Below are 12,178 nucleotides of genomic sequence, written 5' to 3' on the forward strand. Positions count from 1 at the left end.
TCACAATTCAAACCAGTGGTCGAATCGCGTGCACATATGCTAGGTCTAGCGGTATGGTGTATGCTAACCCCAATATCAGCGACGATCGGCCGGTCATTCGACAGCTTGACGACGCAGCGATCAACCGGATTGCAGCGGGTGAAGTCGTGGAACGGCCTGCTTCTGCCGTCAAGGAACTGGTCGAAAACGCCATCGATGCCGGGGCCACACGTATCGCTATTGAGGTCGCGGATGGCGGCAAGACCCTGATTCGTGTCACCGATGATGGGTGTGGGATCGCAGCGGGGGATTTGCCTCTGGCGCTGTCGCGCCATGCGACATCGAAGATCGACGGGTCAGATCTGTTGAATATCCACACATTTGGATTTCGCGGTGAAGCACTGCCCTCGCTGGGGGCTGTCGGGCGTTTGACCATCACCAGCCGTGTCTCGGGTGCTGATGCGGCCTCGATCCAGGTGTCCGGTGGCAAAATGGATGCAGTGAAGCCAGCAGCCTTGCGCGCTGGGACTGTGGTTGAGTTGCGAGACCTGTTTTACGCCACCCCGGCACGGCTGAAGTTCATGCGCACGGACCGGGCCGAGGCGCAGGCGATTTCAGACATTGTGAAACGTTTGGCGATGGCCGAGCCTTCGGTCGCGTTCACCCTGCGCGATGTCTCGGGCGGGGGAGAGGGGCGCGTGACCTTCCGCGCCGACCGCGAGAATGGCGATCTGTTTGATGCGCTGCATGCCCGATTGGCGCGCGTTCTTGGCCGTGAGTTCGCTGAGAATGCTTTGCAGATCGATGCCACACGCGAAGGGCTCAGGCTTTATGGCTATGCCGCGCTGCCGACCTATTCGCGCGGGGCTGCAGTGGCGCAGTATCTGTTCGTCAATGGGCGACCCGTGCGGGACAAGATGCTGACCGGTGCGCTGCGAGCGGCCTATTTCGATTTCCTCAGCCGCGACCGGCATCCGGCGGCGGCGCTGTTCATAGATTGCGATCCAACGCTGGTGGATGTGAATGTACATCCGGCAAAATCCGAGGTTCGGTTCCGCGATCCGGGCCTCGCGCGTGGCTTGATCGTGTCCAGCCTGCGTCACGCGTTGGCCGAGGCCGGGCACCGGGCATCTTCGACCGTGGCCAACGCAACCTTGGGTGCGATGCGGCCCGAGCCGGCACCTGCAACCCCGGCGCGGGTGTATCAAATGGATCGCCCGTCACCCGCGGCGCGTCAGGCGGCCTATCGGGCGCAGTCTCCGGGCTTTGCGGAACTGTCGCAGGACTATAGCGGACGCATCATGGAACCGGTGCCCGAAACTGCACCGGTGGATGAGCCGCAAGACCTGCCCTTGGGGGCGGCGCGCGGGCAGGTGCACGAGAATTACATCATCGCCCAAACGGCAGACGGCATGGTGATCGTGGATCAACACGCTGCACATGAACGGCTGGTTTACGAAAAGCTCAAGTCCCAGATGGCCGAAAATGGCGTTGCCGCACAAGCGTTGTTGATCCCCGAAATCGTCGAACTGACAGACGGTGACTGCACACGTCTGATGGCCGTTGCAGAGGACCTGTCGCGCTTTGGATTGACCATCGAACCCTTTGGTGGCGGGGCAATCGCCGTGCGCGAAACTCCGGCCATTCTTGGCGAGGTCGATGCCCGCGCGATGATCCTCGATATCCTTGATGAGCTCTCCGATCAGGGCGAAAGCCAGATGGTGCAAGCGCGGATCGAGGCGATCCTGAGCCGCGTGGCCTGCCATGGCTCGGTTCGGTCTGGCCGTCGGATGCGGGCCGAAGAGATGAATGCCCTGCTGCGTGAGATGGAGGCGACGCCCCATTCCGGGCAGTGCAACCACGGGCGGCCAACTTATGTGGAACTGAAGCTGAGCGATATCGAACGCCTGTTCGGCCGCAGTTGATCCGCTGGCCCGCTCGGGCTATGAAGAATAAAACAAGAACATCTGAGGCGATATGATCGAGATTGCTGGCACCCAATATGCATTGAATGACCCTATCATCCTGATTGCAGGCGGGGTGGTGGTGTTGATTCTGCTGCTTCTGTTTCTGTCACTTCGAGCGTCACAGCGTTCAGCTCGGATGGCGGAGCCGCTGGCCCGGCAGATGGCGCACCTTGGGCAGCATGTGCAGCAACTGGGCCAGGGGCAGGAACAACTGCGGGGTGGCCTACAGCATGTCTCGGACACGCAAGCCAACGCGCAGGTGCAGGTGATCCAGACCGTTGAATCCCGCCTGTCATCGGTGCAACAGCAGATGAATGACCGGCTGGCCGATAACGCGATGAAATCGGCGTGCGCTCTGGCTGAGATGCAGGAGCGGATGAAGGAATCGCTGCATGGTTCGTCGAAACAGACGGCGACCTCGCTGACGCAATTGCAGGAACGTCTGGCAGCCATCGACAAGGCGCAGGACAATATCACCAAGCTTTCAGGCGACGTGCTGTCATTGCAGGATATTCTGTCGAACAAGCAGACGCGCGGGGCATTCGGGGAAATCCAGCTGAACGATATCGTTTCAAAGGCGCTGCCATCAGATAGTTTTCAGCTGCAGGCCACGTTATCGAACGGACGGCGCGCTGATTGCCTGATCAACCTGCCGAACCCTCCCGGACCGATCGTGATCGACAGTAAGTTCCCGCTGGAAGCCTATGAGGCGCTGATCGGATCGACCAACGACATGGAGCTGAAAGCAGCGGTACAGATGTTCCGCAGTACCGTGCGCAAGCACATCAACGATATTGCCGAGAAGTACATTCTGGACGGTGAAACTGCAGATGGTGCGCTGATGTTTCTACCCTCTGAGGCAGTCTATGCCGAGCTGCACGCCAAGTTCCCTGAATTGGTGCAAGAGAGTTTCTCGAAACGCGTTTGGATCGTTTCACCCACAACTTGCATGGCGACGCTGAACACCATGCGGGCGATCCTTAAAGATGCGCATATGCGCGAACAGGCCGGTGCGATCCGCAAGGAATTGGGGCTGCTGCATAAGGATGTGGAACGTTTAGGCGACCGGGTGTCGAACCTCGACCGTCATTTCGGGCAGGCTGCAAAGGATATCTCGGAAATCAAGATCAGCGCGGAGAAGGCGGGTCGCCGGGCGCAACGGTTGGACAATTTCGATTTCGAAGAGCTTGCGCCGGATGACCAAACAAACGTCGTGCCGCTGGGCAAAACCGAAGGGTAAGCGTTATTGGATCGACAGGTCCAAATTGTAACCAACCGTCTTGCCTGTGTCGCGATCGTTACCCATCAGATAAACACGTATGGTGTAGTCGCCATCATCGGGAAGCTCGATCCGGGCGGTATTTCCATCGATTGAGCCGTTGTAAATTGCGACGCCGTCGCTATCCGGCGGCAAGATGTTAAAGTAGATCACGCCGTTGCCATTGGTGTCACTGACCTTAAGGTCGGCGAACATCTCCTGCCCAGCCTTGGCTCCGAGTTTATAGTCGAAATATTCGTCGCCGGTGACAGTACCGTTCACCATCGTGCCGAAATTGCCCGGTTGGAATTTAACGTCTGCGGACATCTGTGCGGAAACGCTGGATCCAAAAGTCAGCAAAAGCGCTGTGACTGCCATCCTTAAGAACATTGAAAACCCCGATTTAGTTAGCGTCGATAAACAACCCTACCACGACGGGTCAGATTCGAAGGAATGGCTGGAACAGGCGTGGCATCAGCTTGCTGAACTTCAGTGGAGCATCAGTGACGGCCAGGCAAATGCAATCTTCAGAGATATCTGCCGTAGGGGTATGATGGATAGACTGGTCAGCGATTTCGACATCGCCGCGGTCGAAGCGGTCGATCTCGTCAGAGAATGCACCCTGCAGGACCATCGTCAGTTCGATGCCTTTATGGCTGTGATCCGGCACTGCTGCCCCGGCGGGGATAAACAACAACCGGGCGGTGGCTTCGCTGGTCGTGGGCAGGATTGCCTGTTTGACACCCATGCCGACGGGCTTCCATTTGATCGCGTTCACGTCGCCGCCGACATAGTCCTGCAGCGGTGTCGGAAGAACTGCACAAGACGGGTGCGCGGGTTTCACCTTTGGTGCGCCCTGAGCAATCAATGCCATTGTTGCCGCCAGTGAGCCGTCACTCATGCTTGCTGACGCATCTTGTTCCTGCAAAACGCATCCGCCAACTGCGTCAAAGCTTTCAGCGCGGGCGCGGCAGTGGTCGCACAGAGACAGATGCGTTGCGACCATCAGGTCAAACGCTTCGGGCAGATTGCCTGCGGCATAGGCCATCAGCAGGTCGTCTGTCAGGTGATGTTTAATCTCGTTTTTCATGCTCGTCATCTCAGTTCATCGCGTGGCGCAAGCGGTCCAGCGCCAGCCGTATCCGTGATTTGATCGTTCCCAAGGGCAACCCGGTCTGAGATGCGATTTCTCGATGGCTCAGATCTCCGAAGTAGGCCTTCTCGATCAGCTGTCTTTGCGCCTCAGGTAATGCCGCCATGGCATCACGCAGCTGCGCGGTTTCCTGTTGCAGCGCTAGAACGTCTTCCTGTTCCGGCTCCGCCTCCGGCCCCCACCCGAGGTCTTCGGGTTCGGGGCGGCGTTGCTTGCGCAATACGTCAATGCGCTTGTTCCTTGCGATCGTGAACACCCAGGTCGCAACCGTTGCCCTTGTCGGGTCAAACAGATGCGCCTTGTGCCACAAGGTCGCCATGACCTCCTGCGCGCATTCTTCAGCCAGGGCGGCATCTGAACCGGACTTGATCAGGAACGCCTTGATACGAGGCGCGAAATGCTGAAACAGTTCGGCGAAGGCCGCCTGATCCTGAGCGTCTCGGATTCGACGGACGTGTTCCACCCAATCCTTTCTGGCGCCACAAGTATTATTCTGTCCGTTCACCGAGTTGCCCTTAAAACGCTTAGGTCCGCGCCAAACAATTCTTCCAGCAGCTTCTGCCGCCGGTTCGTCCAATGTCGCGGTGTCAGTCTCGGTAAACATAACCACAATACGTGGGGACACCCAAGGTGGATCAGTCGGTTGGATAAATTTCATCCAAAACCGGCTGAATATCGTATTGTGAGATACCAGATATGCGGAAATGCATGTCAATTGAATGATTTGCGGGCAGGACGGAAAATCTGTTTCATGAACAGAATTGATTATATCGCGGGCCATACCTTTCACGGGCGCAAAGGTGCGGTCGAGAATGCGTTTCGCTATTCCGTCGATTACATCTTGCTAGACCCCGAGGCCCACCCCAAGACCCCATCCCTGTTTTCGATCAATGGCGCGAACGTGACAAGCTGGCGAGAATGCGATCATGGGGGTGAACCTGGTCAGGGTCGCGGGGCGATCTGGCTGCGTGAATGCTTTGAGGCGCAAGATATTCCACAACCGGACAGGATGACCTTGCTGACACAACCCCGTGTGTTAGGACATGTGTTCAATCCGGTCAGTTTCTGGTTCTGTTTTGATAAAGATAACCAGCTTTATGCTGTGGTGGCCGAGGTGACCAACACTTATGGCACACGCCATAGCTACTTGTGCCACAAACCCGATCTTTCACCGATTGCACCTACCGATCGGATACTTGCGGACAAGCTGATGCATGTCTCTCCGTTTCAGAAGATCGAGGGCACCTATACCTTCCGCTTTGACTATCAGGACGAACGTGTTGGTGTCTGGATCGATTATGGGCGTGCCCGAGGCGGTTTGATTGCCACGCTGACCGGTCCGCGCCAGCCGTACAGCAACCGGATCATTTTTCAGTCTCTCTGGCGGCGTCCGTTCGGCGCGCGTCGGGCGGTGTTTCTGATCCACTGGCAGGCGGTGAAGCTGTGGTTCAAACGGGCGCGGTTCAGCCCGTTTCGTACCGCGCCGGTTCCCGATCAGCCTGTATCCCGGTCGCGGCACTAAAGCCCTCCGCTTTGCGCAAGATCAAAGACGGTCACCTGTGGGATCGTGCAGAAATGCCTGGACCGCGAACACGAGGAGTTGAGACAGATGTTGGAAATCTCGGCAAGAAAGATCGCCCAGGTCGCCATGATGGGGCGTGAACTGGACCGGGCCGAGGGCGAATTGCGCGCATTCATCGACCGTATGGGTGAGGATGAGCAAGCAGAGCTGGTGGCCGTCATGTGGATCGGTCGAGAAAGCTTTTTTGCCGAGGATTTGGCCGAAGCGATTGCGACGGCTAAGTCCGAAGCCTCGACGCCTTGCGCGGATTATCTGATCGGAACACCGCATTTGTCGGACCATCTGGAAAACGGTTTGGATGCGCTGGGAATTTCAGCCGAGGACGTTGAAAACGATCTGATGTAGTCGGTGATCTGGCGACGGGTCAGCTTATCCTAGCGTATGAAGCAAAATTAATGCGGCCTTCCGTCGGGGTTAATGTCGAGTTCTTTGATCAGGTTCATCAAACACAGCGATGAATCTAGGAGGAACCGTCATGGCACATGTCAATGCAACCGGAGCAGATCATCGGGATCTGCTTTTTGGCCAACTTGTGAACCAAACAGTGCCAAAGTCAGGATGGCAGCGCCGCAAGGTCTACAAGAACACGATCCGGGCGCTAGAAGAACTCAGCGATCGTCAGCTTTTTGATATCGGCATTCCGCGTGGTGAGATCAGGCGGCGCGTATATCGGAACGTCTATCAGAACATACCCTATCTGAACGGCGTTTAAGCCTTTCCGGCGCTGAACGGATATCGGTCCATTTTAAATTTTGCTGAGGTAACGAGTATGCTAGATGCCAACCCAACCCCGAAACAAACCCCTTCAAAAAGCGCATTGATGCTGTTTGACCGGGCGATGAGAATACACGCGATCAGAGCGGATATCGTTTGTGCCGCCCAGGAACTGAACCGGCTTTCTGATTCCGATCTGTCAGAACTGGGCATCAATCGCTGCGATGTTGAAGCGGTGATTGCGCAATACATCTGACGATAGCGGGTTAAGCCGCATTAAGAACGCAGCCGCTCCGAAGGTACCGGAGCGGCTGTTTGTGATTTAGGCCGTGTGGTCCACGATCTGCAGGTGCTGCGCCAGCGTGTCGATCTCGCGCATCCAGTCCTGCACCAGCTTCGGGTCGCTGGGTGCAGCGTGAACTCCTGCGGGAATAGCGCGGTTCAGCACGGCCTCGACGGCCAGTGAAACCGGGATCGAAACCAGCCGCGCCATCGCCGTCCCGCGCGCGTCGCCCCAGGCATCCATGACATAGGTTTTGTGCCAAACTTCAACGCCGTCCTTTTCCGCCTTCAGGCCCACACATAAAACCACGCGGTCAGGCTCGCCCTTGTCATAGGCGTTCTCGGCCCAGAACTGATCCGACATCTCTTTCAAGCGCGCATCGCCTTCGGGGCCGGACAGCGTTTCGATTTCGGTGAACACATCCGACCACGCCTCAGCCCAGCCGTTCAGGCGCAGGGTGCCACGGACAAATTCTTTGACCGGCCAGTGATCCTCGAACTGGTACTCGGCCTTGAAGGGGATCGAGTCGCGGTTCGGGTAAACTTCGAAGCTTTCCGGAGTGGGCAGCGGCGCGATGTAGCTGGTGATCGCGTCCCAAGGTCGGGCGACATCCAGCGGCGCGTAGTCCCGGATTGACTTGGATGGAGAGCGCAGCGCCTTGAGCACACCCAGAGGCGACCAGCTGAATTTGTAGCGGAACGGGTTGGGATTCTTGGGAACGCCTCCGCAATAAGAGATAAAGCTCAGGTGGTTTTGGGGATCAAACGCGTCCGAGGCGCGGTAATCGGCAACCAGAGCGTGCGCCATCAGATGGTCGATGCCCGGGTCCAACCCAACTTCGTTAACCAGTGCAACCCCGGCCTCGCGGGCCTTGCCGTCCAGCGCGCGCATCTCAGGTGCGATATATGAGGAAGAGACAAAGTTGGCTTCTTTCGTGATTGCCAACTCTGCCAAAGGTACATGCCAGTCACCAGGCAGCATCGATACGATGACGTCACCTTTTCCCAGCGCCTCACCCAATGCATCGATGTCGAAGGCGCGGATGTCGTCGGTGAGGTCACCGACCTCTGTCTTGGCCTTCTCAATGGTCCGGTTCCAGACAGTGACTTTGTGCCCGCCTTCAATAAGACGGCGCAGGCCGGGGATGGCCGACAGGCCGGTGCCGCACCAGTGAATCGTCATCGCTCAGATCCCTTCAATATGAGTTTTGTAAGTTGCTTCTGCCCGGCCCCAGACGCCGCTATCCAGATCGGTGAGGGTCAACAACGACGGAAGTAATTGCGCCGCGTAGTCCTCGGAACTTTCGACAGGCAGCATCGACGGCAGGTTGTCGATCGCCATAACATCCATCACCGGATCGGTGGCCACGCGCAAGGCGGGGGCATCCCATGTGGTCGCGCGGTCATAGACCGGCACTGGGTTGTAATCGCTATCCGGGTCGCAGGCCACATCGCCGATAGCTGTAAGGTTCCGCGAGGTGGTCAGCGCTGACCGTGGGACAAAGACCGGTGTGCCGGGACGAGCGAAGATACAGTTCAGGAACAGGTCGTGGTCGAGGATTTCTGGGAATGGTCCGCCGCGGGCGGTTTCGGCCATGTCCCACTTGGTAACGCTGACGCCCATTGCCTCGCAGAGATCAGCCGCGCCTGTGCCAACACGGCCCAACGCACCGATGACGATGGCGCGGGGACGGTCGGCGCCGGTGGAGTCCAGCTCGGCCAGCAATTCGGCATTCAATGTGTCTTTGTTCTTATAAACACCAACCGGCGGGCATTCTTCATTTCGTTGCTGGGCCGCCCATGTCTTGAGCGTCACGGCAGCCCCCGCGTACCCAGCCCAATAGCCGAAAGCGGCAACCCGGCGGCCGTTTTCCTCGACCAGATACTCCAGATCATAAAGTGTGCCGCCGCCAGCCTTGAACCGCTGCAAAAGCGCGCGTCCTGCATGTTGCCCCTTATAGGCATGGCCGAACATGATATGGCGGTGGGGCAGGGGCGTGCCGTCCTCGGGCAGCTCCTTGAGGCCAAAGATGATCGCGTCCAGCGGGGCATTGGGCCAGGAATTCTCAGCCGCGATTTCACAGCCCGCGTCCTTGTAGCCATCAATTGCGATGGCGCGGACGGAACTTTCCTCGACCGTCACGCGGATGCCTGCCGCGATCAACGCGGCAGTGCCTTCGGGGGTCAGCCCGACCCGTTCCTCGTTCGGGCGCTGTTCTGCCCGGACCCAGAGATGTGTCATTCCAATTCCTTTTGTCAGAGCATACCGGCAGCGCGTACCGCCTGTACCGAGGGACGCGCCTCCATCGCTTCGCGGAAGGCGATGATCTTTGGAAAGGCCGAGACGTCAACACCGTCGCCCTCCAGCCAGCTGCAAACCACGTACAGGTACGCGTCGGCCAGCGAGAACGCCTCGCCCAAAACAAACGGCCCACGCAACCCGTTCGACGAGATATATGCGCAGGACTCAGTCATGTTTTGCGCGACTTTGTCCTTCATGTCTTTCCAGCTGGATTTCTTGTCTGCCCAACGGGGCCCGCGCATCTTGTGGGCATGGTTCACATGCATGGTCGAGGCGAGATAAAACATCGCCTCTCGCATCCGCGCCGCCATAACCGGATCTGATGGCACCAATCCCGCCTCGGGCGCTTTAGCGGCAATGTATTCCAGCAACGCTCCGGTTTCGGTCAGAATGCCGCCATCCACAACCAGTGCCGGGACCCGACCTTTTGGATTGATCTGCTTATAGGCGGGTTTGGTTTGCTCACCTCCGGCAAAGTCCAGTTGGATGGCCTCATACTCAAGCCCGGCCTCTTCCAGCGCAATTGCCACGGCGACCGAGATTGTGTGGGGGGCATAATAAAGTTGCATTGTAGCCTCCTTACAGATGGGTCTGCGCGAACTGACGGTCTGGCGCTTCCAGATGGGGCACTGCGTTGAACAGAACCGGACTTAGCTGCGCGCCAATCGGGTGCAGACGATGCATCGACGTGTTCATGATGGCAAGCGCCACCCGCGCCATTGATGGGATATCCAAGCCCATCGCCTGCCGCACCACCATCGAGATCAGCCCGCCCGAGGTCACGACAATTGCCGGACCGCCTTCGGTACCTATCTCTCGCAGAGCGTCGCGAACGCGAGTCTCGAACTCCGCAAAGGATTCCGGCGTATCTTCGATCTCGCCCCGGGACCAGGCGGCAAAGGTGCGGGGCAAGTGCTCGACAAAGCCTTCGCGGTCGGTTGGTATTTCAACCCCGTGCTGCTGTTGGAATAACTGGGCGAGGGTGAAATACTCGATCTCATTCAGCCGCGCATCCCGAGTTGGCTGCGGCAGCCCCATGCTGGCCGCAGTTTCCACGTGCCGGTTGAGTGTGCCGCAATAAACCCGAGGGTAATGCAGGCGGGTATCGCGCAAATGCGCGCCCAGCCAACGGGCCTGTTGGTGACCCAGTTCGCTCAGCCGGTCATAGCTCAGCTCATCCCGTGCGGTTGTGTTGGCCTGCCCGTGGCGCACTAATGTGATATGTGACATGATGATCCCTCTTGCGTTGACGTCTTAGGGCAGGTTCGGGGCCGGGACCAGAGGGCTTTCACGCGGGCCCGAAAAAACTCCTATGTCAGGCGAAGTTTACCGCTATGGTCACCCCGACAAGGAGGACCCATGGCTGTCGATCACACACGGTTTCTGACCGATCTACACACGCTGCGTTCATTCGGGGCTTCGGGCGTCGGCAAGGGCGTCGTCCGCCCCGCCTATTCCAAAGCTGATATCGCCGCGCGCCAGTGGCTCGCCGGGCGCATGACCGAGGCTGGCCTGACTCCGCATGTCGACCCGGTTGGAAACCTGTTCGGGTTGGCTGAAGGCCGATCATTGCTGATGGGCTCGCATTCCGACAGCCAGCCCGAGGGCGGTTGGCTGGACGGAGCCCTGGGTGTCATTGTGGCACTGGAAATCGCGCGTTCTAGTGATCGACCCATCTCGGTCGTCAGTTTTCAGGACGAGGAGGGGCGGTTCGGCGTCACCACTGGATCGGCGGTCTGGTCAGGTGGATTATCTTTGGAACAGGCGGACGTGCTGATTGATGGCTCAGGCGTCACCTTTGGCAGTGCGCGGGCTGAAATGGCAAAGAAGTCGCAGGGCTTTGTTGATCCTGTCCGGTTCAGCGGCTTCATCGAAATGCACATCGAACAGGGCCCGGCACTGTATGCAGCCGGTGAACAGATCGGCGTTGTCACCGATATCGTCGGCATCCGCGATATGGTCATCACCTTCCAAGGCCAGCAAAACCATGCTGGAACCACGCCAATGCATTTGCGACGTGACGCGTTTCAGGCCCTGTCGCTGTTCAACACGCGCCTCAGTGACCGGTTCCGTAATGTGGTCACGCCGCAAACCGTCTGGACCATCGGGCGTGTTGATGTTCACCCCAATGCGTCCTCTATCGTGCCGGGACGGGTGCGGTTTTCGATGCAATGGCGCGACGGCGATCCTGAGCGTCTGGTGCGTATGGAAGACATCATTCGCGCGACCGCACAGCAGATTGCCGAAGAGCAGGGCATAACACTAACCTACGGCCCGATGCTGGGGTTAGAGCCCGTCAGCATGGACCCGGTTTTGCGCGGTGCGCTGGAAAGCGGCGCGCAGGCCATTGCGCCTGGGCGTTGGCGCAATATGCCATCCGGAGCGCTCCACGATGCCACCAATGTCTCGCGCCTGATGCCGGTTGCGATGCTCTTTGTCCCGTCGATTGACGGAATCAGCCACGATTTTGCCGAAGACACAGCCGAAGAGGATTTGGTTGCGGGTCTCAGGGTGCTTGATCGCGCAGTTCATTCCCTTGAGGAATGAAGGTAAGTTGAAGACCATTTCATGATTTTCCACGCGAAACCAAGTTACTATCGGGGATGTCCACCAGCGATGGGTGGGTGCTCGGCGCAGTTTTACCGACTTCGAACAAGGAGTGTTGCCTAACGGAAAAAAGTTTCCTATAGGAACATTATTGATGCATGCACCCGTATACTGTTCTGCCGTGATCGAGCCGATCTGCTGAAATCCTAGGCTGAATCGTTGCAATCTGTGCAGCTTGGGTCAGACTGACAGGAACGTTTCTGGGTAACTGATACAAAGCAGGTGGCCACCATGACTTCATCCTTAAAACGCACGCCTCTTTACGCTTTGCATGTTGAGTTGGGGGGTAAGTTGGTTGATTTTGCGGGATGGGAGATGCCTGTTCAGTATCCTT

General features: G+C 58.0%; 14 protein-coding genes. 7 read left to right on the forward strand and 7 right to left on the reverse strand.

The window, feature by feature from the left end:
* Window positions 1-53 precede the first annotated feature (53 nt).
* Both mutL and ACRZ9U_RS14190 read left to right on the forward strand, forming a co-directional pair.
* Complete coding sequence (gene mutL, locus ACRZ9U_RS14185) at window positions 54-1,904, forward strand: DNA mismatch repair endonuclease MutL (RefSeq protein ID WP_170408479.1); 1,851 nt, start codon at window positions 54-56, stop codon at window positions 1,902-1,904.
* A gap of 52 nt (window positions 1,905-1,956) precedes the next feature.
* Window positions 1,957-3,186, forward strand: coding sequence for a DNA recombination protein RmuC (locus ACRZ9U_RS14190; RefSeq protein ID WP_170408478.1), 1,230 nt, complete (start codon window positions 1,957-1,959; stop codon window positions 3,184-3,186).
* A 3-nt stretch (window positions 3,187-3,189) separates the two neighbouring features.
* On the opposite strand, the gene ACRZ9U_RS14195 is transcribed toward ACRZ9U_RS14190, so the two are convergent.
* The 3 genes from ACRZ9U_RS14195 to ACRZ9U_RS14205 form a co-directional block, all read right to left on the reverse strand.
* Window positions 3,190-3,531, reverse strand: a complete 342-nt coding sequence (locus ACRZ9U_RS14195) for a hypothetical protein (protein ID WP_255611950.1) — start codon at window positions 3,529-3,531, stop codon at window positions 3,190-3,192.
* Between the two features lie 112 nt (window positions 3,532-3,643).
* Entirely contained in the window at window positions 3,644-4,294 is a 651-nt protein-coding gene (locus ACRZ9U_RS14200) for a ChrR family anti-sigma-E factor (RefSeq protein WP_170408477.1), read from the reverse strand.
* Between the two features lie 10 nt (window positions 4,295-4,304).
* On the reverse strand, window positions 4,305-4,820 hold the full coding sequence (locus ACRZ9U_RS14205; RefSeq protein ID WP_370644455.1) for a sigma-70 family RNA polymerase sigma factor: 516 nt from the start codon (window positions 4,818-4,820) through the stop codon (window positions 4,305-4,307).
* 288 nt (window positions 4,821-5,108) lie between these two features.
* Here ACRZ9U_RS14205 and ACRZ9U_RS14210 point away from each other — a divergent pair, with 288 nt between their 5' ends.
* From ACRZ9U_RS14210 to ACRZ9U_RS14225, 4 genes are all read left to right on the forward strand, one after another.
* Window positions 5,109-5,879: a DUF1365 domain-containing protein gene (locus ACRZ9U_RS14210; protein WP_170408476.1), complete on the forward strand. Its 771-nt coding sequence runs from the start codon at window positions 5,109-5,111 to the stop codon at window positions 5,877-5,879.
* A gap of 87 nt (window positions 5,880-5,966) precedes the next feature.
* Window positions 5,967-6,284: a DUF3775 domain-containing protein gene (locus tag ACRZ9U_RS14215; protein WP_170408475.1), complete on the forward strand. Its 318-nt coding sequence runs from the start codon at window positions 5,967-5,969 to the stop codon at window positions 6,282-6,284.
* Between the two features lie 130 nt (window positions 6,285-6,414).
* On the forward strand, window positions 6,415-6,651 hold the full coding sequence (locus ACRZ9U_RS14220) for a DUF1127 domain-containing protein (protein WP_170394595.1): 237 nt from the start codon (window positions 6,415-6,417) through the stop codon (window positions 6,649-6,651).
* Window positions 6,652-6,708: 57 nt separating this feature from the next.
* Window positions 6,709-6,909, forward strand: coding sequence for a DUF1127 domain-containing protein (locus ACRZ9U_RS14225; RefSeq protein ID WP_480614420.1), 201 nt, complete (start codon window positions 6,709-6,711; stop codon window positions 6,907-6,909).
* Between the two features lie 66 nt (window positions 6,910-6,975).
* Here the strand turns inward: ACRZ9U_RS14225 and ACRZ9U_RS14230 are convergent, their stop codons facing one another.
* The 4 genes from ACRZ9U_RS14230 to ACRZ9U_RS14245 are packed head-to-tail and all read right to left on the reverse strand — an operon-like array spanning window position 6,976 to window position 10,467.
* Complete coding sequence (locus tag ACRZ9U_RS14230) at window positions 6,976-8,118, reverse strand: saccharopine dehydrogenase C-terminal domain-containing protein (protein ID WP_170408474.1); 1,143 nt, start codon at window positions 8,116-8,118, stop codon at window positions 6,976-6,978.
* 3 nt (window positions 8,119-8,121) lie between these two features.
* Window positions 8,122-9,177, reverse strand: coding sequence for a saccharopine dehydrogenase (locus ACRZ9U_RS14235; RefSeq protein WP_170408473.1), 1,056 nt, complete (start codon window positions 9,175-9,177; stop codon window positions 8,122-8,124).
* Window positions 9,178-9,191: 14 nt separating this feature from the next.
* Window positions 9,192-9,806 carry a glutathione S-transferase family protein gene (locus ACRZ9U_RS14240; RefSeq protein ID WP_170408472.1) on the reverse strand — a complete coding sequence of 205 codons (615 nt, stop codon included), beginning with the start codon at window positions 9,804-9,806 and terminating at the stop codon, window positions 9,192-9,194.
* 10 nt (window positions 9,807-9,816) lie between these two features.
* On the reverse strand, window positions 9,817-10,467 hold the full coding sequence (locus tag ACRZ9U_RS14245) for a histidine phosphatase family protein (RefSeq protein WP_170408471.1): 651 nt from the start codon (window positions 10,465-10,467) through the stop codon (window positions 9,817-9,819).
* Window positions 10,468-10,596: 129 nt separating this feature from the next.
* Here ACRZ9U_RS14245 and ACRZ9U_RS14250 point away from each other — a divergent pair, with 129 nt between their 5' ends.
* The gene (locus ACRZ9U_RS14250) at window positions 10,597-11,784 is read left to right on the forward strand and encodes a Zn-dependent hydrolase (protein ID WP_170408470.1); all 1,188 of its coding nucleotides are present in this window, start codon (window positions 10,597-10,599) and stop codon (window positions 11,782-11,784) included.
* The last annotated feature ends 394 nt before the right edge of the window (window positions 11,785-12,178 follow it).

The organism is Ruegeria sp. D7, assembly GCF_056534355.1.

Bases quoted from the DNA above. Each gene is read 5' to 3' on its own strand.
- ACRZ9U_RS14210 (WP_170408476.1), top strand. From the start codon at position 5,109: ATGAACAGAATTGATTATATCGCGGGCCATACCTTTCACGGGCGCAAA.
- ACRZ9U_RS14245 (WP_170408471.1), bottom strand. From the start codon at position 10,467: ATGTCACATATCACATTAGTGCGCCACGGGCAGGCCAACACAACCGCA.
- ACRZ9U_RS14250 (WP_170408470.1), top strand. From the start codon at position 10,597: ATGGCTGTCGATCACACACGGTTTCTGACCGATCTACACACGCTGCGT.
- ACRZ9U_RS14195 (WP_255611950.1), bottom strand. From the start codon at position 3,531: ATGTCCGCAGACGTTAAATTCCAACCGGGCAATTTCGGCACGATGGTG.
- ACRZ9U_RS14190 (WP_170408478.1), top strand. From the start codon at position 1,957: ATGATCGAGATTGCTGGCACCCAATATGCATTGAATGACCCTATCATC.
- ACRZ9U_RS14220 (WP_170394595.1), top strand. From the start codon at position 6,415: ATGGCACATGTCAATGCAACCGGAGCAGATCATCGGGATCTGCTTTTT.
- ACRZ9U_RS14230 (WP_170408474.1), bottom strand. From the start codon at position 8,118: ATGACGATTCACTGGTGCGGCACCGGCCTGTCGGCCATCCCCGGCCTG.
- ACRZ9U_RS14235 (WP_170408473.1), bottom strand. From the start codon at position 9,177: ATGACACATCTCTGGGTCCGGGCAGAACAGCGCCCGAACGAGGAACGG.
- ACRZ9U_RS14215 (WP_170408475.1), top strand. From the start codon at position 5,967: ATGTTGGAAATCTCGGCAAGAAAGATCGCCCAGGTCGCCATGATGGGG.
- mutL (WP_170408479.1), top strand. From the start codon at position 54: ATGGTGTATGCTAACCCCAATATCAGCGACGATCGGCCGGTCATTCGA.
- ACRZ9U_RS14225 (WP_480614420.1), top strand. From the start codon at position 6,709: ATGCTAGATGCCAACCCAACCCCGAAACAAACCCCTTCAAAAAGCGCA.
- ACRZ9U_RS14200 (WP_170408477.1), bottom strand. From the start codon at position 4,294: ATGAAAAACGAGATTAAACATCACCTGACAGACGACCTGCTGATGGCC.
- ACRZ9U_RS14240 (WP_170408472.1), bottom strand. From the start codon at position 9,806: ATGCAACTTTATTATGCCCCCCACACAATCTCGGTCGCCGTGGCAATT.